General features: G+C 70.2%; 30 protein-coding genes, 1 tRNA gene and 1 pseudogene. 13 read left to right on the top strand and 19 right to left on the bottom strand.

What is annotated here, in order from left to right:
* Positions 1–620: 620 nt before the first annotated feature.
* Positions 621–692: transfer RNA gene (locus ACPCJR_RS12485), tRNA-Gly, on the bottom strand.
* 131 nt (positions 693–823) lie between these two features.
* On the opposite strand from ACPCJR_RS12485, the gene ACPCJR_RS12480 reads away from it, so the two are divergent.
* From ACPCJR_RS12480 to ACPCJR_RS12470, 3 genes are all read left to right on the top strand, one after another.
* Positions 824–2,356, top strand: a complete 1,533-nt coding sequence (locus tag ACPCJR_RS12480) for a hypothetical protein (protein ID WP_108939560.1) — start codon at positions 824–826, stop codon at positions 2,354–2,356.
* Positions 2,357–2,589: 233 nt separating this feature from the next.
* On the top strand, positions 2,590–2,868 hold the full coding sequence (locus tag ACPCJR_RS12475; protein ID WP_108939562.1) for a hypothetical protein: 279 nt from the start codon (positions 2,590–2,592) through the stop codon (positions 2,866–2,868).
* 309 nt (positions 2,869–3,177) lie between these two features.
* Positions 3,178–3,774, top strand: a complete 597-nt coding sequence (locus ACPCJR_RS12470; RefSeq protein ID WP_108939563.1) for a metallophosphoesterase family protein — start codon at positions 3,178–3,180, stop codon at positions 3,772–3,774.
* A 58-nt stretch (positions 3,775–3,832) separates the two neighbouring features.
* On the opposite strand, the gene ACPCJR_RS12465 is transcribed toward ACPCJR_RS12470, so the two are convergent.
* From ACPCJR_RS12465 to ACPCJR_RS12395, 15 genes are all read right to left on the bottom strand, one after another.
* The gene (locus ACPCJR_RS12465) at positions 3,833–4,180 is read right to left on the bottom strand and encodes a hypothetical protein (protein WP_182556143.1); all 348 of its coding nucleotides are present in this window, start codon (positions 4,178–4,180) and stop codon (positions 3,833–3,835) included.
* A complete protein-coding gene (locus tag ACPCJR_RS12460; protein WP_108939564.1) occupies positions 4,180–4,479 on the bottom strand; it encodes a hypothetical protein in 300 nt (99 codons plus the stop codon). The genes ACPCJR_RS12465 and ACPCJR_RS12460 overlap by 1 nt, the downstream gene beginning before the upstream one ends.
* A gap of 12 nt (positions 4,480–4,491) precedes the next feature.
* On the bottom strand, positions 4,492–4,911 hold the full coding sequence (locus ACPCJR_RS12455) for a hypothetical protein (protein WP_162940494.1): 420 nt from the start codon (positions 4,909–4,911) through the stop codon (positions 4,492–4,494).
* Between the two features lie 220 nt (positions 4,912–5,131).
* Entirely contained in the window at positions 5,132–5,371 is a 240-nt protein-coding gene (locus ACPCJR_RS12450; RefSeq protein ID WP_108939567.1) for a hypothetical protein, read from the bottom strand.
* Positions 5,372–5,487: 116 nt separating this feature from the next.
* Positions 5,488–5,901 carry a hypothetical protein gene (locus ACPCJR_RS12445; RefSeq protein ID WP_108939568.1) on the bottom strand — a complete coding sequence of 138 codons (414 nt, stop codon included), beginning with the start codon at positions 5,899–5,901 and terminating at the stop codon, positions 5,488–5,490.
* Positions 5,902–6,043: 142 nt separating this feature from the next.
* Positions 6,044–6,250, bottom strand: coding sequence for a hypothetical protein (locus ACPCJR_RS12440; RefSeq protein WP_108939569.1), 207 nt, complete (start codon positions 6,248–6,250; stop codon positions 6,044–6,046).
* Positions 6,243–6,647 carry a hypothetical protein gene (locus ACPCJR_RS12435; RefSeq protein WP_108939570.1) on the bottom strand — a complete coding sequence of 135 codons (405 nt, stop codon included), beginning with the start codon at positions 6,645–6,647 and terminating at the stop codon, positions 6,243–6,245. Before ACPCJR_RS12435 ends, ACPCJR_RS12440 begins: the two co-directional genes overlap by 8 nt.
* Entirely contained in the window at positions 6,640–6,891 is a 252-nt protein-coding gene (locus ACPCJR_RS12430) for a hypothetical protein (protein ID WP_108939571.1), read from the bottom strand. The genes ACPCJR_RS12435 and ACPCJR_RS12430 overlap by 8 nt, the downstream gene beginning before the upstream one ends.
* Positions 6,891–7,769 carry a hypothetical protein gene (locus ACPCJR_RS12425; RefSeq protein ID WP_108939572.1) on the bottom strand — a complete coding sequence of 293 codons (879 nt, stop codon included), beginning with the start codon at positions 7,767–7,769 and terminating at the stop codon, positions 6,891–6,893. The genes ACPCJR_RS12430 and ACPCJR_RS12425 overlap by 1 nt, the downstream gene beginning before the upstream one ends.
* A 77-nt stretch (positions 7,770–7,846) precedes the next feature.
* Positions 7,847–9,631 carry a ParB/RepB/Spo0J family partition protein gene (locus tag ACPCJR_RS12420; RefSeq protein WP_108939573.1) on the bottom strand — a complete coding sequence of 595 codons (1,785 nt, stop codon included), beginning with the start codon at positions 9,629–9,631 and terminating at the stop codon, positions 7,847–7,849.
* Positions 9,632–9,705: 74 nt separating this feature from the next.
* Positions 9,706–9,957: a hypothetical protein gene (locus ACPCJR_RS12415; RefSeq protein WP_108939574.1), complete on the bottom strand. Its 252-nt coding sequence runs from the start codon at positions 9,955–9,957 to the stop codon at positions 9,706–9,708.
* The gene (locus tag ACPCJR_RS12410; protein WP_108939575.1) at positions 9,954–10,277 is read right to left on the bottom strand and encodes a hypothetical protein; all 324 of its coding nucleotides are present in this window, start codon (positions 10,275–10,277) and stop codon (positions 9,954–9,956) included. Before ACPCJR_RS12410 ends, ACPCJR_RS12415 begins: the two co-directional genes overlap by 4 nt.
* A complete protein-coding gene (locus ACPCJR_RS12405; protein ID WP_108939576.1) occupies positions 10,274–10,714 on the bottom strand; it encodes a hypothetical protein in 441 nt (146 codons plus the stop codon). Before ACPCJR_RS12405 ends, ACPCJR_RS12410 begins: the two co-directional genes overlap by 4 nt.
* Positions 10,707–10,892 carry a hypothetical protein gene (locus ACPCJR_RS12400; RefSeq protein ID WP_108939577.1) on the bottom strand — a complete coding sequence of 62 codons (186 nt, stop codon included), beginning with the start codon at positions 10,890–10,892 and terminating at the stop codon, positions 10,707–10,709. The genes ACPCJR_RS12405 and ACPCJR_RS12400 overlap by 8 nt, the downstream gene beginning before the upstream one ends.
* A complete protein-coding gene (locus ACPCJR_RS12395; RefSeq protein WP_162940495.1) occupies positions 10,885–11,094 on the bottom strand; it encodes a hypothetical protein in 210 nt (69 codons plus the stop codon). The genes ACPCJR_RS12400 and ACPCJR_RS12395 overlap by 8 nt, the downstream gene beginning before the upstream one ends.
* Positions 11,095–11,353: 259 nt before the next feature.
* On the opposite strand from ACPCJR_RS12395, the gene ACPCJR_RS12390 reads away from it, so the two are divergent.
* On the top strand, positions 11,354–11,785 hold the full coding sequence (locus ACPCJR_RS12390; protein ID WP_162940496.1) for a hypothetical protein: 432 nt from the start codon (positions 11,354–11,356) through the stop codon (positions 11,783–11,785).
* A gap of 76 nt (positions 11,786–11,861) precedes the next feature.
* On the top strand, positions 11,862–12,407 hold the full coding sequence (locus ACPCJR_RS12385) for a hypothetical protein (RefSeq protein WP_108939579.1): 546 nt from the start codon (positions 11,862–11,864) through the stop codon (positions 12,405–12,407).
* A gap of 150 nt (positions 12,408–12,557) precedes the next feature.
* Here the strand turns inward: ACPCJR_RS12385 and ACPCJR_RS12380 are convergent, their stop codons facing one another.
* Positions 12,558–12,830: a hypothetical protein gene (locus ACPCJR_RS12380; RefSeq protein WP_162940497.1), complete on the bottom strand. Its 273-nt coding sequence runs from the start codon at positions 12,828–12,830 to the stop codon at positions 12,558–12,560.
* 1,072 nt (positions 12,831–13,902) lie between these two features.
* On the opposite strand from ACPCJR_RS12380, the gene ACPCJR_RS12375 reads away from it, so the two are divergent.
* On the top strand, positions 13,903–14,226 hold the full coding sequence (locus tag ACPCJR_RS12375) for an ArsR/SmtB family transcription factor (protein ID WP_108939581.1): 324 nt from the start codon (positions 13,903–13,905) through the stop codon (positions 14,224–14,226).
* Between the two features lie 6 nt (positions 14,227–14,232).
* Here the strand turns inward: ACPCJR_RS12375 and ACPCJR_RS12370 are convergent, their stop codons facing one another.
* Together ACPCJR_RS12370 and ACPCJR_RS12365 are read right to left on the bottom strand one after the other, a co-directional pair.
* On the bottom strand, positions 14,233–15,549 hold the full coding sequence (locus ACPCJR_RS12370; RefSeq protein WP_108939582.1) for an ATP-binding protein: 1,317 nt from the start codon (positions 15,547–15,549) through the stop codon (positions 14,233–14,235).
* Positions 15,546–16,208, bottom strand: coding sequence for a response regulator (locus ACPCJR_RS12365; protein ID WP_108939583.1), 663 nt, complete (start codon positions 16,206–16,208; stop codon positions 15,546–15,548). The genes ACPCJR_RS12370 and ACPCJR_RS12365 overlap by 4 nt, the downstream gene beginning before the upstream one ends.
* A gap of 102 nt (positions 16,209–16,310) precedes the next feature.
* On the opposite strand from ACPCJR_RS12365, the gene dsbD reads away from it, so the two are divergent.
* The 7 genes and pseudogenes from dsbD (at position 16,311) to ACPCJR_RS12330 (ending at position 21,965) form a co-directional block, all read left to right on the top strand.
* Positions 16,311–18,059 carry a protein-disulfide reductase DsbD gene (gene dsbD / locus ACPCJR_RS12360; RefSeq protein ID WP_108939584.1) on the top strand — a complete coding sequence of 583 codons (1,749 nt, stop codon included), beginning with the start codon at positions 16,311–16,313 and terminating at the stop codon, positions 18,057–18,059.
* A 40-nt stretch (positions 18,060–18,099) separates the two neighbouring features.
* Complete coding sequence (locus ACPCJR_RS12355; protein WP_108939585.1) at positions 18,100–18,735, top strand: DsbA family protein; 636 nt, start codon at positions 18,100–18,102, stop codon at positions 18,733–18,735.
* A complete protein-coding gene (locus ACPCJR_RS12350) occupies positions 18,735–19,583 on the top strand; it encodes a L,D-transpeptidase (RefSeq protein ID WP_108939586.1) in 849 nt (282 codons plus the stop codon). Before ACPCJR_RS12355 ends, ACPCJR_RS12350 begins: the two co-directional genes overlap by 1 nt.
* Positions 19,570–20,031, top strand: coding sequence for a DsrE family protein (locus ACPCJR_RS12345; protein ID WP_108939587.1), 462 nt, complete (start codon positions 19,570–19,572; stop codon positions 20,029–20,031). The genes ACPCJR_RS12350 and ACPCJR_RS12345 overlap by 14 nt, the downstream gene beginning before the upstream one ends.
* Positions 20,032–20,284: 253 nt before the next feature.
* Complete coding sequence (locus ACPCJR_RS12340) at positions 20,285–20,710, top strand: YeeE/YedE family protein (protein ID WP_108939588.1); 426 nt, start codon at positions 20,285–20,287, stop codon at positions 20,708–20,710.
* Positions 20,711–20,713: 3 nt separating this feature from the next.
* Positions 20,714–21,160 carry a YeeE/YedE family protein gene (locus ACPCJR_RS12335; RefSeq protein ID WP_108939589.1) on the top strand — a complete coding sequence of 149 codons (447 nt, stop codon included), beginning with the start codon at positions 20,714–20,716 and terminating at the stop codon, positions 21,158–21,160.
* Positions 21,157–21,965 (top strand): annotated as a pseudogene (locus ACPCJR_RS12330) (sulfite exporter TauE/SafE family protein). Before ACPCJR_RS12335 ends, ACPCJR_RS12330 begins: the two are co-directional and overlap by 4 nt.
* Positions 21,966–21,977: the final 12 nt, after the last annotated feature.

Genomic DNA, 21,977 nt, shown 5'->3' with positions numbered 1-21,977 from the left:
GCATCCGGCTCTCCTCCTCGAAAGCCGGGCATCGAATCACATCTGCGCCGCTCTCAAAACCCCAATCGATTCAATCCGATCGGACACTGCTCTAGCTTCCTGATCGTAGGCCATGAGGACGGGTCTCGGCAAAGGCTGTGAGCGACCGTCGCGAGGATCTCGGCTTACACGCCCGAACGCGTCTCGCTCGCTCAGCCAACTCGTTTCCGGAACTTGGCTGGAGGCCGGCTCTTGCCGACACCCGAATCCGCCTGGCGAGTCGGAACATCAGGTCAAAGAGGTCGACCTGGCTGGCCGGCTTTGGACCGGGCAGATCGAGAAGACGACCCAAGATCGAAGGAACGGCATGAAGCGAGATCGCATCGGCGCGCTGGCGCAGGTCCATACCTTCCAAGCGGCGCCTTTAGAAGGAGCGGGGAGGAAAAACGATTCGAGATATCGACTCGGCCATGCCTTCGATGAACCGACTGCCCGGGGCGTGAGATGTCGCGCCAACCACCATCTCAGACCGACCTGCGTCACCACAACCGTTGTACGCAGGTTGTACGGCAGGAGTTCGATAGCGCCTCTATCAACGTGCGAGCGACCAGCTAAGTCGCTCATACTGAAATGATTTTTCTTGGAGCGGGCGATCGGGATCGAACCGACGACATTCAGCTTGGGAAGCTGATAAGGCCCTTTTCGTGACCCGCGGCTGACGACGTCGACCATTAATCCTTGCCTTGATTCATATAGCTTTTTCCCGCCTCTACGCACACTGACGCCTTGCCCTGGCCCGCCATATCGAGCGTGGTACGCCCGTGGTACGGAGGCGGACGCGTCGATGGCAGGCAAGGAAACGTTCACGCGGGAACGGGTGAGGCTCACCCAGAGCCACGTCAAGCATGCGCAGGCGCTCGTCGCCAAGGACGCCCTGCAGGGGACCGGCGTGGAGTTCGCCGACACCGTCTGCCAGGGGCTCGTCCTCCGGGTCCGGCGCCGCTCCGGCAAGTTCATCCTCAAGAGCCGGACGGGATCGACCACGCTCGGCGACATGGACACGCTGCCGGTCGCCGCCGCGCGCGTTGCCGCCGCCAAGGTCCGGGCCGAGCATCTCAAGGGCACGCCGAAGCGCCTGATCGACGTCGAGCTCATGTGCTTCTCCGGGGTGTTCGCGAAGGGGCACAACCTGGAGACCGCGCTGGACGTCGCCTTCACCGAGCCCCACCCCGACGACCCGCCCGAGCAGTCCGTCGAGGATCGGCGCCGGTACGGGCCTTGGGAGTGGCGCGACCTCGTCGACCTGTTCCTGGAGACGAAGCTCCCCACCCTGAAGGACAGGTGGCGGGTCCAGTTCGAGCGCCACCTGCGCCGGACGCTGGACGACGGGTTCGCCATGAGGCGCGTCGCGGCGGTCGAGCTCAAGGACCTCGTCGCGATGCGGGACCGGGTCACGAAGGCCCACACGCTGTCGGCGGCCGCCGACAGCGTCGAGGCGGTCAAGGCCGCGCTCGACTGGGCCTGGCGCCACCACGCCCCGCGGGCTGGCCTGGCAGACGTCGAGTTCCCGTGGTGGCGGGAGCGGCTCACCGTCGAGTACGCTTCCGGAACCCGCGATCATACGCCCACCATCGAGGAGCTCGCCCGGACGCTCGTCCTGGCCGAGAGGTTCAAGGCGCTCGGGGGAACCGCCAAGGAAACCGGGCCCGGAATGCTCGCGGCGCTATGGGCCGTCGTCCTTACCGGGCAGCGCGCCACCGCCCTGACCGGGACGCTGCGGGCGACGACGCGGGACTGGCCCGAGCGGCCCGGCTGGAGGATCTGGACCTGGACGGCCGCCGAGATGAAGGGGGCCGGGCACGCCAACGGCCAGAAGAAGCGCGCGCGGCCGCACGCCCTGCCGGTGCCGCCCGAGGCCCTGGCGGCGCTCGACCGCATCGGCGCGCCCCGGGAGGGCGTCTACCTGTTCCCGAGCCGTGTCCCGGGCAAGCGCACGACCGCCGTCGGGATGACGCAGTTCCTAGACCGCATGAAGGGAAAGACCAAGGCGGCCCGGAAGGGCAGCGTGACGCTCCGGCCCGAGGACGACCTGCTGACCGCCCACGGCATCCGGCACTGGACCCCGCACGACGTCCGGCGGACGCTGCCGACCTTCCTCGACATGGAGCGGCTGGGCGGCGCGGGATCAGCCATCCTGGCCCACGCGCGGCGGAAGGCGCAGGGCGGCGCCGAGGAGGAACGCGAGCTCGCCTCCGCCATCACCCTGAAGCACTACATCCACTCGCAGCGCCTCGAACTCAAGGCGGAGGGGATGCAGGTCTGGGTCAAGGCCATCCTGGAGGCGGTCGATCAGGAACGGGCACGCCTCGGGGCCTGAGCCCGCCGATCCCGGCCGAGCGCCCTCGCCAGGTCGGCCGGGCGCTCGGCCCGCACGAATCCCGGCCCTCCCCCACCGGACCGGAGGGCCTCGATGTCCTCCGCCATCGCTCGCCGGAGGGCGTCCCGCTCCTCGCCGGCGGCCGCGGCCACGATGTCGTCCAGGCTTGGCATTGACCGTCTCCCCATGGAGAACAAATAGGGAACGAGCGAGGCGGTTCAACGGAGGGACGGATGGAGGCGCCGCGGACCCTGGGGGCGTTCCCGTACCGGCGGGTCGTCATCGTCTGCCCCTGGCGCCCCCGGCGCCGGGGCTCCTACGACACCGAGCGGCTGATCGCGCGCCTCGGTCCCCGGACGAGCCTGGAGGATGTCCTGCTGGCGCTGGTGGCGTGCCGGTGGCCGAAGGCGTGGGGTCGCCGGGGACCGAACCAATACGTCCCCTGGTGCCGTGCCAGGTTCGCCGACCTCGGGAGCCGACGCCCTCCGGACTGCGACGTGCCCGCTCCGTAAAAATGTCATCCCCCCCCCAGCAGGTGGATGACATTTTTACCGGCGCCGCCCTCCCGCGGCCGAAAGTGGCACCTTCGTCTCCACCCCGCCATCCGGGGACGAAGGTGACAAAAACCCCCGCCCAGGCTTTCCGTTAACCGTGCCGCACGACCCCGCTTGACCGGAGGAATCCGGAGCTGCGATCCCTGGTCCCACGAACCGCGACGAGGTCCGCCGTGAAACGCCGAATAGCCCCCACCGACAAACCGACGAGACCCCCGGGGGCGTGACGCCGCGCGCGCAGCCCCCCCTTTCGAGGAGGCTGCCTTCATGACCAAGACCACGATTTCGAACGCCCCCGCCCGCGTGTTCCTAACCGCGGACCACCACTTCGGGCACCAGAAGGTGCTGGGTATGAGCGGTCGCCCGTTCGCCTCCGTCGCCGAGCATGACGAGTACCTGATTGAGGCGTGGAACGCCTCCGTCGGCCCGAAGGACGAGATCTGGCACCTGGGCGACTTCGCCTACAAGTGCACCGCCGAGCATGCCGCACGGGTGTTCTCCCGCCTCAACGGCGTCAAGCGGCTGGTGCACGGCAACCACGAAGCGCGCGGCCGCGCGCTGCCCTGGGCGTCGCAGCACGAGGGCTTCGTCGACACGAAGATCGGCGACCATCGCGTGTTCCTCTGCCACTACGCGTTCCGGGCCTGGCCGGGTGCCTTCCGTGGCACGCTCCACTTCTACGGCCACACGCATGGCCTCCTGCCGGACACCCGGCAGTCCTGCGACGTCGGCGTGGACCGGTGGCAGTACCGGCCGGCCCTGTTCGCCGAGGTCCTGGCGAGGCTGGAGGCGACGGAGGCGCTGCCCGAGGAAGTCGCCCTCGGGCAGGCCCAGGACGGCCAGCGCAAGGCCAAGCAGGCCTGAACAGGCCTGAAACGAGAAGGGCCCCCGGCGGCGAACCGGGGGCCGTTCTCGTCGGGGGCTATGGGCGCGGTTCGGGCGGTTCGGGCGGTTCCTGCAGTTCTTCAAGCTCGCGCTCGATCTCAATCGCCGCCTCCGACATCTCGTCGGCCCGTTCCTCCAGGCGGGCAATCTCCTCGTCGAGGACGCCCGCGCGTTCCCGGAGGATCAGCGGCAGCGCCTCCAGGGCCCAGGGCAGGACTTCCATCACACCGGTCCGCCACCGGGACACCGACCTCGGGTCGATGCTCTCCCGGGGCCCGTTCGGGTGATGGGCCCCAAGCGCCCTGGCGAGCGGCTTGGCCCAGTCCTCCGTCCCCGTCAGGGCCCGGCCCGCGAGGACCACCATGTCGCGCGGCGTCATCGACATTAGAGCTTCTCCCTCCAAAGGACCGTGCCGCGCTCGGCGTCGAGCCAGATGAAAAGCTCCCACGGCTCGAACGGCGCGAATCGGCCCCAGGCCAGGACGGCGCCAGAGACGAGCGTGGCGCCGTGGGCGTCGTCGGGGCACTCCTCGCGGTACCACGCGGGCCGGCGGCGGCCCGTGGACAGGTCGAAGAACGCGACGCGGGCACGGGCGTCCTCGACGGTGACGGCGTCGCGAAGGGCGTGCTGGACGGCCTCGACGGCGGGGATGCGGTAGCGCTGCGGGATGTTGGCGACGATCATGGTGGGGGCTCCTTAGAAAGCGCCGGGGACAGCAAGACCGAGAGCGACATCCTCGTCGTACAGGTCGCCGAGCTCGTCCATGAGGGCCAGCCTGTCGAGGTCGATGTCCTTGAGGCTCTCCATCTCCCTGGCGAGCCGCTCCTCCGTGGCGGGCTGCATGTACGTCAGCTTGACGCGATGCGTGCCGACGGCACCGACGTCCTCGGCGTGGCGCGTCCAGGCGTCGTATGCATCGTCCGACGTCGCGGCGCGGATGACGAGTTCCAGGCCCGTTCCCGCGATCGGCTTCCAGGCGCGGTCGATGACCTCGACGGGCTCGGCGTGGAACAGGATGGCCTTCTGGCCGGCCAGGGACAGGGCGAAGGCGGCGTAGACCTCCTCGCGCTCGCGGCGGGCCAAGGCCCGCTTCAGGACGTGGATCTTAGTAATCATCGAGGATGCTTCTGTTGGTGGCGGGCGGCTCTGCCGGCCCGAGGGGGGAAGGAATCCGGCCCCTGGCGGGACGCCCCCATGAGGCGGCCCGCGAGAGGCCGGGGCGGGTGCCCCGGCGGAGGTTCGGTCAGACGGCGTTCGGGTCGAAGGCGAGGATCGCGTCGCAGCCCGCATCGTCCATCTGCGGGTCGTACATCGACCACAGCTTCCAAGCGGCGTTCTAGACGGAGAGGGCGTGAACGCGCATCGCCTCGGCCCACGCCTTCGTCGTCTCGCAGGCGGCGTCGGCGGCGGCATGGGCCTCGGCCACCAGGGCGTCGAGCTCGGCGCGGCGCGCCTTGACCTGAGAGGTGAGGTCCTGCGCGCGGACGATGGCCGCGTCGCGCCGGTCGAAGGCGATGTTCAGGGCCTTGGACGTGTCGACGGGGGCGGCGGCGGTGGTGGTGACGAGGGCGTTCATGAGGATGCTCCTGTGGCTAGCGGGCGGCTCTGCCGGCCCTGGGGGTGGACTGTCCGGCCCCCGGCGGGGCGCCCCGGTGAGGCGACCCGCGAGAGGCCGGTGCCCCGGCGGCGGCGTCAGATCTCGGCCAGCGCGGCCATGTCGAGGCGGTACTCCTCGACGCGCTGCAGGAAGGCGATCCGCTGGGCCTCGTCCTGGATGCGCTCCTGCTCGACGCGCTGGCGCTCCGCCTCGGCCTCAATGAAGGCGTAGGCGCCACCGGCGGCCGCGGCCTCCTCGCGGGTCACGATGGCCACGGTTCGGCGGCGGGCGAGGCGCTCCTCGACGGCGAGCTCGGGATGGGCTTCGAGGCGGGCGATGAGCTCCTCGCGGCTCGTCCTGTATTTGCCACCGTAGCGGGCGGCGCGGCCGGTCAGCGTCGAGCCGGACCAAGCCTCGGTGCCGTTGAGAAGGTCGCGCTGGTAGGAGCCACGGGCGCACCCGAAGGCGGCGAAGACGGCGGCGGGGCTGATCTCGGTGTAAGCGCTCATTAGGATGCTCCTGCTGCTCATGGGAGACTGTACCTGCCCATGACCGACATATACGTGCGGCCATGGATTGATTCAAGCATTCGTTAGTAAAAATCTCGCTTTCTCTAGGTGTAAAGCGAGATAAATACTATGTAACGGATTATCAGCGGTGAGTTCCCCGGGATCGAGCCCGGGATAAGGCGTCCTCGAAGGCGGTCGGCGTCCGGGGCGGGGCGCGCCGTTTCGCCGGCCGGGTCGCGTCGATGACGCGGAAGGCGATCTCGGGCATGGCGCCGCCGTCATAGCGGGCGGCTATCCAGACGGCGCCGAGCTCGTCCGAGATCGTCGGCTGGTCGGTCGCGTCAGCCATAGGCGACCTCCCCGGAACCGGCGCAGGCTGTGCACGTCACGTCGTCGTGCCAGCCGCAGCCCTCCTGGCAGGGGTCCTCCTGGCTGCAGCCGCAGGGCACGCAGACGCGGCCGATTACGGAAGGGATGCGGATACGCGGCTTTCCGCCCACGTCGTCGACCCACTGCCGGCCTATGCCGTCGACGCTGAGGGCAACGAACTCCAGGGCCTTAAGCGCTAAACGCTGGGCCTCGGCGCCAGCCCGCTCGGCCGGTCCCGGGAGATACTCGGCGATGGCACCCGCGACGGCGAGTTCCAGGGCCACCGCCCCGATGCGTGCCTGCTGCTCGGGCGAAAGGGTCGCCCAGGTCGCCGCGCCGTCGAAAAGGGTGTCGGCGATGTTGGTGTCCTTAGCCACGGTTGGCCTCCCGGAGATCGGCCGTGCGCGACGGCGGGGATTCAAGGACGCCGGCCATAGCGGCGCCGATGGCCAGGCCCATGAACGCGACGGCGAACGCGGACCCGGCGAGGAGGACCGTCCAGAGGGCGGCGAGCAGCGCCATCCAGTGCCCGCCGAGGATGGCCCCGACGGCGACGAGCGCGGCCGCCGAGGTGGAGACCCGCCCGGGGCCTCCGGCTATGGTGGCGAGGAGCGCGCGCATCAGGCGGCCGCCTTCGCCGGGCGGACCGGCAGGTCGAGCGGCGTATACTCGACGCCGATGGTGCTGATGTAGAAGTCGAAGCGGATCTCCACCGACAGGTCCTGGCGGTCGAAGCCGGTGCGGTCGACGCCGACGACACCCCGGAGCTCGCGGACGAGGTCGAGCCTGCAGCCGAGGTCCGTGATCTGGTCGGCTGACGGCACACGCCGCAGCCGGGTGGTCAGCACGAGCCTGCGCGGCAGGAGCCGCGCCTCGCACCACTCGACCGCCTCGCCCAGCCCGCGGACCCACGTCGATATGAGGTAGTCGGCATGGCTTGCGGCGGCAGGCGGGTTCCGGTCGATGTCCTCGAACGCCATCCGGCCGCGGTCGCGCTTGAGCCGCGCCAGGGCATCCTTCGCGGCCGCGTCGATGCCCGCCTGCTCCTCGCGGTCCCAGCCGTCGTCGAGGATCTCGCCGATTAACCGCCCGGCCCAACGGGCGGCCTTCTCCGTCTCGGTGGGCTCCAGCCGGCCGGGTTCGAGGCGAACCGGATGACCGCGGTAAAGCCCCTCGACGGAAGCGGACCAGGCCTCCTTGTTCTCGGTCGTCAGCTCCTCGACGGTCCGGATGACGAATGCGCCCGGCACGAGCGACCGCGCCCAGGCCATGTAGTCCTTGTCGCTGACGCCGTCCCAGCAGCCGGTGCGGCGCGCGAACTCCACGCGATCATGGGCGGTCGAGCCCGGCAGAGGCTTCGGCACGATCTCGAAGCCACGTCCTGCGAGGCATTCGATGACCTCGACAGCGCGCTCAACGGGTGCCTTGTCCGAATGCAGTTCAGCATCCCGGTCGAGGGCAATCGTGACGGCCGGGATTATCTGGGGGTGCTGGCGCACGTTGGCGCTCCTGGGGAAACCGGGGTGGAGGGGGAGGAATCGGGTGCGCCACTGCCGCCTGGCGCGCGACGAAGCCGTCAGGCCGCGGCGGCGAGAGACTGCTCCGCGGGCCGCGCCGATCCCGGGCCGTCGTAGCCGGGGTGCCGGAGCTCGACCGGGAGCCAGCCCATCGGCAGGACCGAGGCGACCGCGTAGGCCACCAGGTCGCCCTTCTTCATGCCGGCGGCGCGGCGCCCCTCGGCCTCGCCGAGGACCTCGCCCACGATGGCGACCGCCACCGCCTTGGGCGCGCTCTTGAAGAACGCCTCGCCGTCGAACCGCTCGCGAAGCTCGGCCTGCAGGACGGACGGGTCAGGCAGTCCCATCAGCGCCTGGACGGACGGACGCTCCGACGGCGGCCGTGGCTTGGAGCCGTGCTCGCGGTAGAGCGTCTGGACGCCCCGGGCGGCGACGCCGGCCGCGACGACCAGGAGCTCGTCGACCGACATGGCTGACAGGCGGGCGACCAGGGACGCGAAGGCCTCCTTGTCCCGCAGCGCGGCCTGCGCACCGCCGACACCTTCGAGGCGGAGCTTCATGGGCGCCGCGTAGGCGTCCGCCGTCAGGGCCCCGGCCAGAAGCGCGACGAGGCCGGCGGTCGGTGACGAGCCCAGCGTGGCCTGGACGGCCGCGGTCGCGGTATCGCACAGCCTCTCGACCAGGGCGTTGGGAAGGCCGCTGCCCTCGGGCTCGGCCGCGGCAGCCGGCTCGGGCTTCGCCGGGGCGTCCTTGGGGCGGACGACGTACTGCTGGACGGCGATCTTGCCGTCGCGGCCCAGCATGACGACCAGGCCGGACCGGGCGCGATCCTCCGCACCGAGGGGGATGCGGGCAGCGGCCTCGATGGCGTCGATCTCGGCGTGCGCGGCCGCGATGGCCTCGTCGGTCGCGTTGTCGTCGTCGGCACCGAGATAGGCCTGGAGCTCGTCGTACCGGGCCTGCTCCTCAGCCGAGAACGCGCGTTGGCCGTCCTTCAGGCGCGGCCAGCTCCAGCTCCATTCGTACGCGATGTCCGCTTCCTTCGCGACCCAGCCCCAGCCCTCCTTGGCGCGGCGCTCGCACTCGGCGTCCAGACGCTCGTCGACGAGGCGCTTTAGCAGCGCGCGGTCGCTGACGACGTCGCTGCCGCCGAACAGGTCCTCGACGACCGTCCCGCCCGCGGCCTTGTAGGCTTTGGCGCCGACGTAGGAGAGCAGGTGCCCGACGGAACCGTCGACGCCGAGCTTCTCCCGGATCGACCAAGTGCGGCCGTCCTTGAGGACAGCTGCCAGCACGCGATCCTGGTCGGCATGGGACGGGGCCAGCGTGAACGTGCGAACATCCTCGATCCGGACCTTGCCCGAACGCCAAGCGTCGAGCACCGCGGGACTGACGCCACCCAGGGCCAGCAGCTTCCGCACCTGCGCGACCGGCTGCCCGAACCGGGCCGCGACGTCCTTCTCCTTCATGCCGGCGCGCCGGAGCTCGGCGTAGGCCTCGACCTGGTCGGCCTCGTGCATCGGCGACTGGTTGACGTTGGCGGCGAGCCCGGCCTCCCGGGCGGTGTCGACGTCGCGCGCGGTGACCGGCACCTCGCTGTTCGACGCGAGATGCCCGGCCGCGACGAGGCCTTCGAGGGCGGCGTGTCGCCGGTTGCCGTCTACGACGTAGTGGTACCCGTCGCCGCCCGGGACGACGACGAGGGGCTGGATCAGACCCAGGGCGTCGATGGACGCCGCGAGCGCGTCGAGGCCGGCGTCGCGCCCGGTCTTGCGCACGTTGACGACGCCGGCCGGGGCGTCGGGATGATGGCCGGGACGGATGGAGGACAGGGCGATCTGCATGGCGGTCACCTGCGATTGAGGGGGCGAGAACGGAAGGGCTGCGCCACCGTCGCCTGGCGCGTCGACGGAGGCTCTCAGAACGGGATCTCGTCGGGGTCGTCGGAGGTGAACCGGGCCCTGACGTCAGGCTCGGGCGTCTCGGCCGGCGGGCGACCGAGGAACCGCGCGAGCTCGGCATGCCACCGCTCCTCGCCGAGCCAGCGCTGCAGGTCAGCGGCCTCGACGTAGGCGAAGTGGGGGCCGTCAACGGGGCTTCCGCCGCTGTCGTAAGTCCCGCGCTCGTATCCGAGGCGGTAGGCCTCGCGGATGGCGTTGATGTCGCTCACGCATCCCTCCCGAGAGTGGCGGCGACGAGGGCGACCGCCGCAGCCACGCCGGCCTCGCCGGAGGCCTGGACGGCGAGGAACTTGAAGGTCGAGCGCGGCGCGGCATCGTCGTGGATGGCGCCAGTCTTGGGATCGCGGCGCAGGCCGAGGTAGGCCAACACGGCGGGATGGATCGCCTGCCGTCCGAGGAGGCCATTGCTGACGGCCGTCTGGGCCGCTCCACGCGTGAGGGGGAGCTGCCGGGCGATGGCCTGCTGCGAGCCGGCTGCCTCGACGGCCTTGGCGAGCCGCTGTCGTGCTTGGCGTTCCGTCAGCGTCATGCCGGCCTCCCCGGGGTGAGGCGCGGAAGCCGCGCGCCGCGGATCGGCATCTGCGGCCGGGTCGAGGCGGCGGAGGCGGGCGCCGGTTCGGCCTCCGCCGCGGCCTTGGCCTCGGCCCGGGCGCGGGCGGCGGCGAAGGCGTCGTAGGGCGACGTGACCCGCGGCGGGGGCGCCGGGGCGGGATCGGCGGCCTTGGGCGGCTCCGCGACCGGCGGACCGCTGCGGTACTCGGCGAGCATGCCGCTGAGCCGGGTGATCTCCTCCTTGGCCACCTTCTCCAATCGGAGCTTCGTTATCGTGACGTGGTCCCGCAGGCCCTCGCCCTGCGCGATCTCCAGGCCGTCCGCGACGTAGTGGCATTCGAAAATCAGGTCGGCGAGGCGCTTGCGCGTCTGCACGGGATCGAGGTCCCGGAGCCCGTTCGTCCACTTATCCATGGGACGCCTCCCCGCGGGCGACGGCGCGGCTGACGCGGCGCATTGCCTCGAATCGCTCGACGTCGCGGGCGACCTGGCGGCTCGGCGCGCCGGAGACCTTGTTGACCTTGGCCAGCGCCTTCGCGGCGGCCTTGCGAGCGGCGCGGTAGGACGCGGCCGGGTGGGAGGGCTTAGCCATGGGCCGCCTCCTTGAACCGGTACGTCGCGTCGGCCTTCTCGACGCCGAGCGCCTCCAGGATCGCCGGACCCGGCCCGCGGCGCCCCGCCAGGGCATCCAGGACGTAGGCCGTGCTGACGCCATGGCGGCGCGACCACGCCAGCGCGCTCCCCTCCATATCCACGCGCTGCCGTAGCAGCGCCCGCACTTCCTCCGCCGTCACCGACGCCCCCCCTGAAGCTATTGACGCTTTATAGCGTTCCAGCTTCAATTGGAATCGTCAAGTCCAATTCGGCATTGGGGACAATTTGCACGCACGATGCCCTTCTGCGTGCAAATCGTTCCCAAGGCAGATGCTTCGAGCTTCGAAGGATTACACGATTAATGCTTGTCGGCGATCGAAGGACGGAATGCGCGATCCTTCAAGGATCGGGGCCGCAGTCCTTGCTCTCCCCGCCTGGGAGCAGGCCTTCGAGGCCGTCATGTTTAAGGATAGCCTGTCGCTGGGTGCGCGCTTTTGTCCTGTGGAGAAGGCCGACGGCGACGACCGGGCTCGCTACGAGCTCGCCCCCGGGACCGTCGTCGCGGTCGCAGGGGCGCGGTCCAGCAGCCCCCAGCGGGCCTACGCCGTCGGCGAGGACAGCACCGTCGAGGAGATCAGCGCCGCGGCGGCCGAGGACCGAATCGATCCCGCGGGGGCGGCCCGGCGTGCGTGGCGACGGCGCTGCGCCCGCGTCGGGCTGACGGAGACGCTCTACCGGTTCCCCGTCCCTGCCGGCCACGGCTACGAGGCGGAGTCGGTCAACGACTGGGCCGGGGAGGAGTACGTGGCTGCCTGCGTGCGGGCGACCGCCCGATGCGTATGGCTGCGTGCCGTCACGTACGAGGAGGCCGTCGCCCTCGGGCTAGCGTGACGTACCGAGGGCGGCGCGTGTCGTATGCGTCGCCACGCGGCACTATCGAGGCGTCAGTCCACGGAGGGAGAATTCAATGCAGCTTCTAGCAGCCATCGTCCGGGCGCTCGCCGCCGCCGGGCGCTTCACCTGGGTCACGGTCTGGGAGGGCGGCAAGTTCGTCTCGCGCCTCGTCCGCACGGCTCTGACGCCGCCCGATCCCGTCGGCGAGGCCGAGGCCGAGCTCGCGCACGAGCTGACGGCGCCCGTCGAGCAGGAGCCGTCCCCGGCGGAGCAGTGGGGCCGCGCCGCGATGCTCCATATGGCGGGCGAGCCCCAGGCCTCGGCCGGGGTCCTCGACGACGCTGCGCGGGCATACCTCGACACCCTGACCGTCGATCAACAAGTGGCGTTGTCGCAGAACGACCCCGCCACCATCGGCCGGCATCTCCTCGGCGAGCGGCTGCTGCCCTCCCTGCCGCGGCCCCCGACGCCTGCGGAGTTCCGCGCCATCGAGGCGGCCCGCGCCGCAGCCGCGGCCGCCGAGGCGCAGCAGGAGATGGACGCGGACGATTTCAAGAACCGCCATTTCAAGCAGGTCCTCGACGACCTGATTGTCGAGGACCTGCCCAAGGCCGCCTGATCGCGCCATCGCCGGCAACACGAAGCCTGCCCCGGGCGACCAGGGCGGGCTTTTTCGCGCCCCAAGAAATTCTGTAGATAACTGTCTGACTTGCTTGTTTTCAGTTGACTCTTTCCCGCCGCACACATCCTGACCCGTGCTGCGCCCGAGTTAGCCCCGCGTGCGCTTGGCGGCGATTGCCTTCCGCAAGATCGCGTCCCGGAGCCGGTCGTCACCGGCACGGACCTCGGCGGCGACGGCGGCCGCGACGCGCCGGGCCCGGACGACCGCAGCCTGCCGACGGATGTAGGCGGCCTCGTTGTAGGCGGCGTTGAGCTCCAGCCGCTGCGCGATAAGGACGCTGCCCAGGCCCAGGGCGCCGGTCGTCAGGACGCTGTCGAAGCTCTCGGCCACCTGGCTGGCATTGGTATGGTAAGACGGCATCGGGGTGACCTCCTCGGGCAGCGGCACGCTCAGGAGATCGGGATCCCGAGTCCCCTGTCCAGCCTCCTCGTGGGGATGTGGTTACCGAAGTCCCTGGCCCCTGTGATAGCCGCTTTTGCCGGTCCCGTTTGTACGCCCTCGAATACAGCGCTCTCAGGGCGAAGTGTTCGTATGCATGCCTTGCCGCCCCGTTACCTCCGCACCGGATAACGCCGCAGTGGCACACTGTAACGAAAGTTCAAACCGATTTTGGCCGTCCCGGAAGTCGATCCAGGACGGCGCGACCGCCTTCACTGGAGGGCGATGTAGCCGATCTGATCGGCCAGGGCGGCGTCCTACGTCGAGGGGGCCACGAGGGTGACGACGTCGCCCTGATTGACGAGGAAGGGCTGCCCGCCGGTCGTCGTGAACGTGGTCACCGGCTTGCCGGCGCCGTAGACGACCGTGCCGACCGTCGACGGCCAGCGTCAGGACGGTCTGCGCGGCGACCTCGGTGCTCGCCTTGCCGGCCGATCCCAGGCGCGCCGAGAGACCGCCGGACTGGTTCAGGCCGAGGTAGCCAGTTGGGTCCCCTCTGCAATCGATGTACGAGCTTCTGACCCATAGCGGCCCCTCCACACCGCGGCCTTCGTCGTCCGCTACGACGCGGGAAGCGGACATCGTAAAGGTACTCATGGCCTCACTGGTCGGGCGGATGCAGCGCGTGCCGTGAACCCTGCGAACAAGATCACCAACATCAGCGCCTTGTCGCTGCTGCCCGTGCTGACGCGTAGCTGTTGATAGTCGAGCCAGTGATCTGACTTCGAACACCAAAGTTCCGCACTGCGGCAACTTAGAGTAAATAAGGGCCGCCATCGCTAAGGCGGTCCTTATTTGTTACTACCGGCTCAAATCACCCCCGTGGTGGCTCTGTCTGGCCTCTTCGGGAACAACGGTAGCAAGGCGGCACCGGTGAGCCGCGATGGCCTTCCGGGCGAAGCCGAAGAAGGGTGACAAGGAAGTGCGCGCAGCTGGTGACTTCATATTAGAATTACCTAAATAAGGTAATTCTGACATACTGGAACATCGACCGATGGACGCCGTCACGCCGACCGACCTGATGCGCCTGCAGGACAAGGCGGCCGACGCGGCCCGCCTGCTGCGTCTCCTCGCCAGCGAGAAGCGGTTGCTGATCCTGTGCCTGCTGGTCGCCCGCGGCGAGATGGACGTGACTAGCCTCGCCGGGGAGGTCGAGCTCAGCCAATCGGCCCTGTCGCAGCACCTCGCCAAGCTGCGCGAGGACGGGTTGGTCGCCTTCCGGCGCGAGAGCCAGACCATCCACTACCGGCTGGAGGACCCCAGGGCCGCGCGGGTGCTGGCGACCCTCAAGGACATCTTCTGCCCCGATCTTGGCTGACCGGTCTCAGCCCGCGGCGATCTCAGCCTCAAGCCCCGGGCGATCAGTTCGGTTGCGCAGGCGAAGGCTGAGGCCACTTCGGCGGGACGCCATCTCGGCGATGGCGAGGCCGAGGCCGCTACCCGTCGCGCTCTTGTGGCGCCCCCGGAAGAACCGTGTCGTGACGTGGGGCAACTCGTCCTCCGGAATGCCCGGTCCCTCGTCGCGAACGACGATGCCCCCACCATCCGGCCGCGCGCCCCAAGCCACCGTGCCGGTCTCCATGTGCTGCACGGCGTTCTCGTGCAAATTCCGGACGGCGAGGCGCAAGCCCTCCGGGTCAGCCCGCAGGATATAGCCGCGCAAGCCCGGGTCGATCTGGGTTCGAACCCCGGGGGGCGTCCCCATACCTTCCACGGTCTCCGTTACCAGTGCGCCGACGTCGACCTCCGCTAGGGAGGGTCTTTCCCCCGCGGCGTCGAGCCGGGCGGCGTCGAGCAACTGGCGGACGAGGCGCGTTGTCCGGTCGACGGCTGCCAGGATCTGGCGCAAAGCCGCCTTCGCCACGTCCGGGTCGGTGGCAACCATGGCGACCTGGGCCTGGACCTTGAGGCCAGCGAGCGGTGTTCGCAGCTCGTGCGCGGCGAAGGCGGTCACCTCCCGTTCGTGCCGGCGTGCGGATTCGACCTTGAGGAATAGCCCGTTGAGAGCGTCGGCCAGGGGCCGCACCTCAGCGGGTGCGCGGCTCGCGTCGATGGCGCTCATGTCGTCCGCGTCGCGACCTGCGAGGTCCCGCGCCATCAGCCGCAAGGGACGCAAGCCCCGCCCGAGGCTCGCCCAGATCAGCATGCCGAGCAACGGCACCATCAGGATGGCGGGCGTGACCAGGCCCATGATGAGGTCGGTGACGAGGCGCTCGCGTAGGCCGAGACGGTCACCGACCATGACCCGCACGCCCCTCTCGGCATCCTCCACGGTGAACACCCGCCAGGTCTCGCCGTCGACCTCGCGTTGCGAGAAGCCCGCCGGTGCGTCGGTCAGACGCCGCTCCGGGGCCCCGGTCGACCGTGCGACCATGCGTCCGTCGAGCGACCAGATCTGGCAGGAAAGCTGCCGCTCGTAGGCCGTCGGGGCCGGGAAGGTTCGGCCCCCCCCGTTAGGGTCCGTGCCGCCGACCGCGCCCACCAGGGAGCTGACCATGCGGGCAGCTTCCTGCAGGCGGTTGTCGAGGACCTGTTCCACCTCGCGCTTCGAGCCGAGGTAGATCCAGGCGACCGCGCTGAGCCAGATCAGGCCGGTGGCCAGCACGAGGATGGCGAAAAGCCTGACGCGGAGCGACCTCATGCGGGTGCCCTCATCCGGTATCCGAGGCCTCGGACCGTCTCAATGGCGTGCTTGCCGATCTTGGCGCGCAGGTTGTGCACATGGACCTCGACCGCGTTGCTCTCGACCTCCTCCTGCCAGCCGTAGAGCCGCTCCTCCAGCTCGGCTTTGGACCGAAGCACGTCAGGTCGTTCCATGAGGGCCGCCAGAACCATCACCTCGCGCCGGGAGATGGCGACCGGCACACCGTCGACGGTGACGGCGAGGCTACCGGGATCGAGCCGGATGCAGCCGTGCTCCAGGATCGCCGCTGCCCGACCCGAGGCCCTCCGGACAACGGCGCGGATGCGGGCGGAGAGCTCGTCGAGGTCGAAGGGCTTGCCGAGGTAGTCGTCGGCGCCACCGTCGAGCCCGGCGATCCGGTCGGCCACGGCGTCCCGGGCCGTCAGCAGGACGACCGGCGTCCGGTCGTTCCGACGGCGAAGCCCCCGCAGCACGTCGAGGCCGGAGCCGTCGGGCAGCATCAGGTCGAGCACGATGGCCGAGAACGCGCTCGTCGCCAGCGCCGCCTCGGCGTCGGCGCAGGTCGCGACGCAATCGACCGTCGCCCCGCCCAGGCCCAAGCCAGCCCGGAGCCCGTCCGACAGGATGGTGTCGTCCTCGACGACGAGGATGCGCATGCGTGTCTCCCTTCACGGCCCCCATCCTCCGGGCCCCGCTTAAGCCTGGCTTAAGCTGCGTTTCCGACCCGCGGCGGGCCGATCCGAGCCCGGACCCCGCCCATGCCGAACGTTTTCACCCACCTCATCCTCGCCGCCCTGGTCTGGACCGGCTCCTCGCTGTGGTCGCCGGGACAGTGCCGGGAGCCTGGTGCACGGCCGACGCCGTTCACCGTCGATGCGGCCCGTGACCCTGACCTCTCGCTGCGCCTGCGATGGACCATCGCCCCTGAGACCTACCTCTACCGCGACAAGATCGCCGCCGCAGACGGAAGCGGCCGGGAGCTTCCCGTCAGCACCCAGCCCGGCGAGACCAAGGACGACCCCAACTTCGGGCCGACGGAAGTCTATCACGGCGCGACGGAGGCCATCGTGCCGGGCGCGGCTCTCGCGGGGGTGCGCGAGGTGCGCGTCACCTATCAGGGCTGTGCCGAGAAGGGCATCTGCTACCCGCCGATCAACAAGGTCATCGAGGTGCCCGCGCCGGGTCCGCAGGCGACCGCCGCGACGCCGGCAACGGACGCGCAGCCCGAGTCCGAGAGGGGCCTGCTCTCGGGCCATCTCGCGGGCGTCCTGGCGACCTTCCTCGGGCTCGGCCTGCTCCTGGCCTTCACCCCTTGCGTGCTCCCGATGGTCCCGGTGCTGGCCGGCATGCTGGCCCGGTCCGGGGAGCGGCTCTCGGCCGGACGAGGTTTCGTCCTCTCCGGCACCTACGTGCTCGCGATGGCGCTGGCCTACGGGACGCTCGGTGTCGCCGCGGCATGGTCGGGACGCAACCTCCAGGTCGCGCTTCAGACTCCCGTCTCGCTCGGGCTCCTCGCCGCGGCCTTCGTCGCCCTGGCGCTGTCAATGTTCGGGGTCTTCGACCTGGCGCTGCCGTCCGGCGTCTCCGGCCGGCTGTCTCGCCTGAGCGGGCGCAGGTTCGGCGCGCTCGGCGCCGCCGCCGTCATGGGCTTCACCTCCGCCCTGATCGTCGGGCCCTGCGTGACGCCGCCGCTCGCCGCCGCCCTGCTCTACGTCGCCCAGACCGGCGACGTGGCGCGAGGCGCCGCCGCCCTGTTCGCGCTCGGCCTCGGCATGGGCCTGCCGCTGATCGCATTCGGGGTGTTCGGGGCGGGTATTTTGCCGAAGTCAGGCCCTTGGCTGGTCGCGGCCAAGCAGGCCTTCGGCGTGGTCTTCCTCGCGTTGGCCATCACCATGGTCTCACGGCTCTTGCCGCCTGAGGTCACCCTCGTGCTCTGGGGCGCGCTGGCGATCGGCATCGGCGCATTCCTCGGGGCGTTCGACGTCGTCGCGAAGGGGGCCGCGGGCCGGCTTGGCAAGTGTGCCGGCGTTGTTGCCGTGACCTACGGCTGCGCCCTCGTCGTCGGCGCCGCGAGCGGCGGGACCGATCCGCTCCGGCCGCTCGCCGACCTCAACCGGGTGCAGGCGGTCCACGTCGAGGAGAGCCGAACGGTCTCCTCCGTCCCGGCGTTCGAGGCAGCCCTCGCGGCGGCCCGTACCGAGGGCAAGCCGGTGCTCGTCGAGTTCGCAGCCGATTGGTGCACCGTCTGCAAGACGAACGAGAGGACGGTCCTGGCCGATGCCGGCATCCGGGCGAGACTGAAGGCCGTCTCGGTCATCCGCGCCGACGTCACCCGCGACGACGATGCCACCCGTGCCCTGATGCAGCGCTTCGAGGTCGTCGGACCGCCGACCCTCATCCTGATGCGCCCCGACGGCGGCGAGGTCCGCGAGGTCCGCGAGGCCCGCACCGAAGGCGAGCTCACGGTCGATGACCTGAAGCGCCGCCTCGCCCTCGTCGGCGCCTGAGCCGCTCCCTTTCGGAAAACCGACTTTCACGGAGAACACCATGGACCGCAGGACCCTGCTCGCCCTTCTGCCCGCCGTCGCGCTCGTGCCTGCCCTGTTGTCGCTGGCGCCCCCCATGGAGGAGGCCTTCGCCCAGGGCGTCGACCCCAACGCCATCCTCAACGACCCGGAGGTGCCGGTCTCGGGCAACCCGAAGGGCGACCTGACCATCGTCGCCTTCCTCGATTACAACTGCCCCTTCTGCAAGAAGGCCGAGCCGGACCTTCTCCGGCTGGTGAAGGCGGACGGGCGCATCCGCCTCGTCCACAAGGACTGGCCGATCCTCGGCGACGCCTCCGTCTACGGGGCCCAGCTCGCCCTCGCGGCGAAGTACCAGGGCCGCTACGACGAAGTGCATCACGCGCTCATGGCGATCCCAGGTCGCAAGCTTCCCAAGGAGCGGATGCTGGAGGCGGTGGCCGCCTCGGGCGTCGACGTCGCCCGCCTGGAAGAGGATCGGAAGGCGCACCAGGCCGAGATCGGGGCCCTGCTCCAGCGCAACCTCGATCAGGCCGACGCCCTGGGCCTCCAGGGCACGCCGGTCTTCCTGATCGGCCAGCTCAAGGTCGCGGCGGCGCTCGATTACGATGGCTTCAAACAGGCGGTGGTGCAGGCGCGCGCCAAGGGCCGCTCGTGATGCCGCGGCCCCTCCGCCTTACGACGTTGATCGCGCTCGCCTCGGCGCTTGGCGCCTGCTCGACCTCGCAGGGGGCTCCGGCCCCCGTCGCGGAAGCCCGGCCGCAGATCGCCCCGGAGGTCTTGCGCCGGTACGCTGCCGTCACGGACGAACCCTTCCCGGTCGAGGCGGTCGACCCGCGCGACCTCAAGGCTCGCAACGTCCGCCAGTTGGTCGACTACTCATCGAAGGAGCCGCCCGGCACCCTCGTCGTCGATCCATACAAGCGCTTCCTCTACCTCGTCATGGAGGGCGGCAAGGCGATGCGCTACGCGGTCGGGGTGGGCAAGGCCGGCTTCGAGTTCACCGGCGAGGCGACCGTCGCCCGCAAGGCGTCCTGGCCTCGATGGACGCCGACGCCTGACATGCTCAGGCGTGATCCGGAGCGGAACGGGCGCTGGGCCGGCGGCATGCCGGGCGGCGACAGGAACCCGCTCGGCGCCAGGGCGCTCTACCTGTTCAAGGACGGCAAGGACACGCTGTACCGTATCCACGGCACGACGGAACCATCGAGCATCGGCGAGGCGGTGTCCTCGGGTTGCATCCGCATGCTGAACCAGGACGTGATCGACCTGCACCGGCGCGTCCCCACCGGCACGAAGGTGGTGGTGCTCGGGGCCCGAGGCACCGTCCACGCCGCACGGCCAAAAGCGCCGGAGACGACGGGCAGCCTCGGGAACGGCGCATCCTCCGGACCGAACCCGGACGACGGCCGCGATCATGCGGGGTTAGACAACCTATCGCGCGGCGCGTCGGAAGCACCCGAGCCTCCGGCCTACGAGAGGGAGGCGGACGATGACGGTCTTTAGGAGCCTGATGATCGCGGTCGTTCTTGCGACCCTGGGCTTAGGGGCGGCCCATGCCGGCTCGGAGGCGCCGGCCGGGTACTACGCCGACCAGAAGGTGGTCTACCATAACGACGGCGGCCCCGACGGAGCCGCCTACTTCAAGCGCCTGCTCGGCAATCTGCGCAATCACGTCGAGGCCGTGGGCAAGGCCCACGTCGAGATCCGCGTCGTGAGCCACGGCGACGGGGTCGCGCTCTTCCAGTCTGCCGCGAACGACAAGGAAGTCGCCGCTCGCATCGATGCAGTCAAGGGAATGGGCGTCCGGTTCCTGGTCTGCGGCAACACCCTGCGCGAACGCAAGATCGACCGCGACACGCTCTACGGCGTCGGTAAGGACGACATCGTGCCGAGCGGTGTCGCCGAACTGGCTCGCCTGCAGGGCATGGGGTTCGCCTACATCCATCCCTGAGCTGGTCGAACGGGAGAAGACAATCCTCCCGTCGGCATCGACGCCACGCCATCGATGGCGTCCGCCAAAAGGCGAAGGCGCCCGTGCGCCACCGCACCCCCTCAGCGCTTCTCAAATTAGGCCGTCGGTTTGACGCTTGCCATTACATTAGCAGATTATAAATAAGAGACATCTAATGTAATGGCTCGGCAGGGGAGGACGTCCCTTGCGGCCCGCCGGGCATTGCCCGGACCACCGCCTGGGAGCGACCACCATGGACGGCTTCACGCCTGTCAGCGCCCTCGCCGGCGGTGCCTTGATCGGCACCTCCGCGGCCCTGTTCCTGCTCCTCAACGGACGCATCGCCGGCATCAGCGGCATCCTTGGCGGGCTGCTCGCTCCGCCCTCACGCGAGACGGGCTGGCGGATCGCCTTCCTGGCCGGCTTGGTCCTGGCGCCGCTCGCCTACGCCGGCATGGGCGGTGGCCTCCCTCCGGTGACGGTGGATGCCCCGTTCCCGCTGCTTGCCGTCGCCGGCCTGCTGGTCGGGTTCGGATCGCGCCTCGGAGCCGGCTGCACGAGCGGCCACGGCGTCTGCGGCATCGGCCGCGGCTCGCCCCGCTCTGTGGTCGCCACCGGCACCTTCATGGCCGTCGCCATCCTGACCGTCCTCGTCGTGCGCCATCTCGTCGGAGCCTGAGCCATGGCAAAGATCGTCTCCGCCTTCGCCGTCGGCCTCCTGTTCGGCCTCGGCCTCCTCGTCTCCGGCATGGCCGACCCGGCCAAGGTCCTCGCCTTCCTCGACGTGACCGGGCGCTGGGACCCGAGCCTCGCCTTCGTGATGGCGGGTGCCATCGTGGTCTCGACGACGGGCTATCTCGTGGCGCGGCGCCGTGGGCGGCCGTTGCTCGCCGCCCGGCTTGAGATCCCGAACCGGCACGACCTCGACCCGCGCCTGATCGCCGGCGCCGCGGTATTCGGTATCGGCTGGGGCCTCGCCGGCCTTTGCCCCGGGCCGGCGCTCACCCTGCTGACGGTCGCACCGGCGCAAGCGGCGACCTTCGTCGTCGCCATGGTCGCCGGGATGCTGCTGTTCCGTCTCGTGCCCTCGGCGGCCGCGAAGCCGGCGGTCCAGGGAGCCGACGCATGACACCCGGCCTGCTGACATCCGGCCTTGCGGCCGGCTCGGGCGGGGTCGTCGGCGTGATCCTCAGCTTCGTCGGCGGGGGGGCTCAATCCTGGCCGTCCCGCTCCTGGCCGACGTCGTCGGCGTGTCCTTGCCACACGTGGCGATCGGCACCAGCGCCCTGGCGGTGTCGGTCAGCGCGGCCGGCAACCTCGTCCCGCAATGGCGGGTCGGGAACGTGAAATGGCGATGCGCGGCGGCGTTCTCGGTCGCCGGCGTCCTCGGCGCGCTGGCCGGCTCGGTCGCCGCGAAGGCGGTCGACGGGCGGAGCCTCCTGGCCCTGTTCGGGGTCGTGATGCTGGTGGTCGGGGGCCTGATGCTGAGCAAGCGACGCGGCGATGGCGACCCCGAGGTGCGCCTGACCAAGGCCAGTGCCCCGGTGCTCCTGCCCTGGCTGCTCGGCATCGGTTTCGCGGTCGGCCTGTTCTCCGGCTTCTTCGGCATCGGCGGGGGATTCCTCATCGTGCCGGGCCTGATGCTGGCGACGTCGATGCCGCTGCCCATGGCCATCGGCACCTCGCTGGTCGCGGTCAGCGCCTTCGGGGCGGCGACCGCGGCGAGCTACGCCGCCGCCGGCCTGATCGACTGGCCGTTGGCCGGGCTGTTCATCCTGGGAGGGGTGCTCGGCGGCCTCGCTGGCACGCGCCTCAGCCAGCGGCTCTCCGGGCGCAAGCGCGCCCTGACCGTCACCTTCGCCGGCCTCGTCATCCTGGTCGGCCTCTACGTCGTCGCCCGCGGGGCCCTGCCGCTCCTCGTATTCAACACCTGAACCCGGAAAAGG

Source organism: Methylobacterium sp. NPDC097929, assembly GCF_049543375.1.
In the GTDB taxonomy this organism is placed as follows: domain Bacteria; phylum Pseudomonadota; class Alphaproteobacteria; order Rhizobiales; family Beijerinckiaceae; genus Methylobacterium.
Note: the sequence above shows the minus strand (reverse complement) of the source record. Positions and strands in the feature narration are given on the sequence as shown.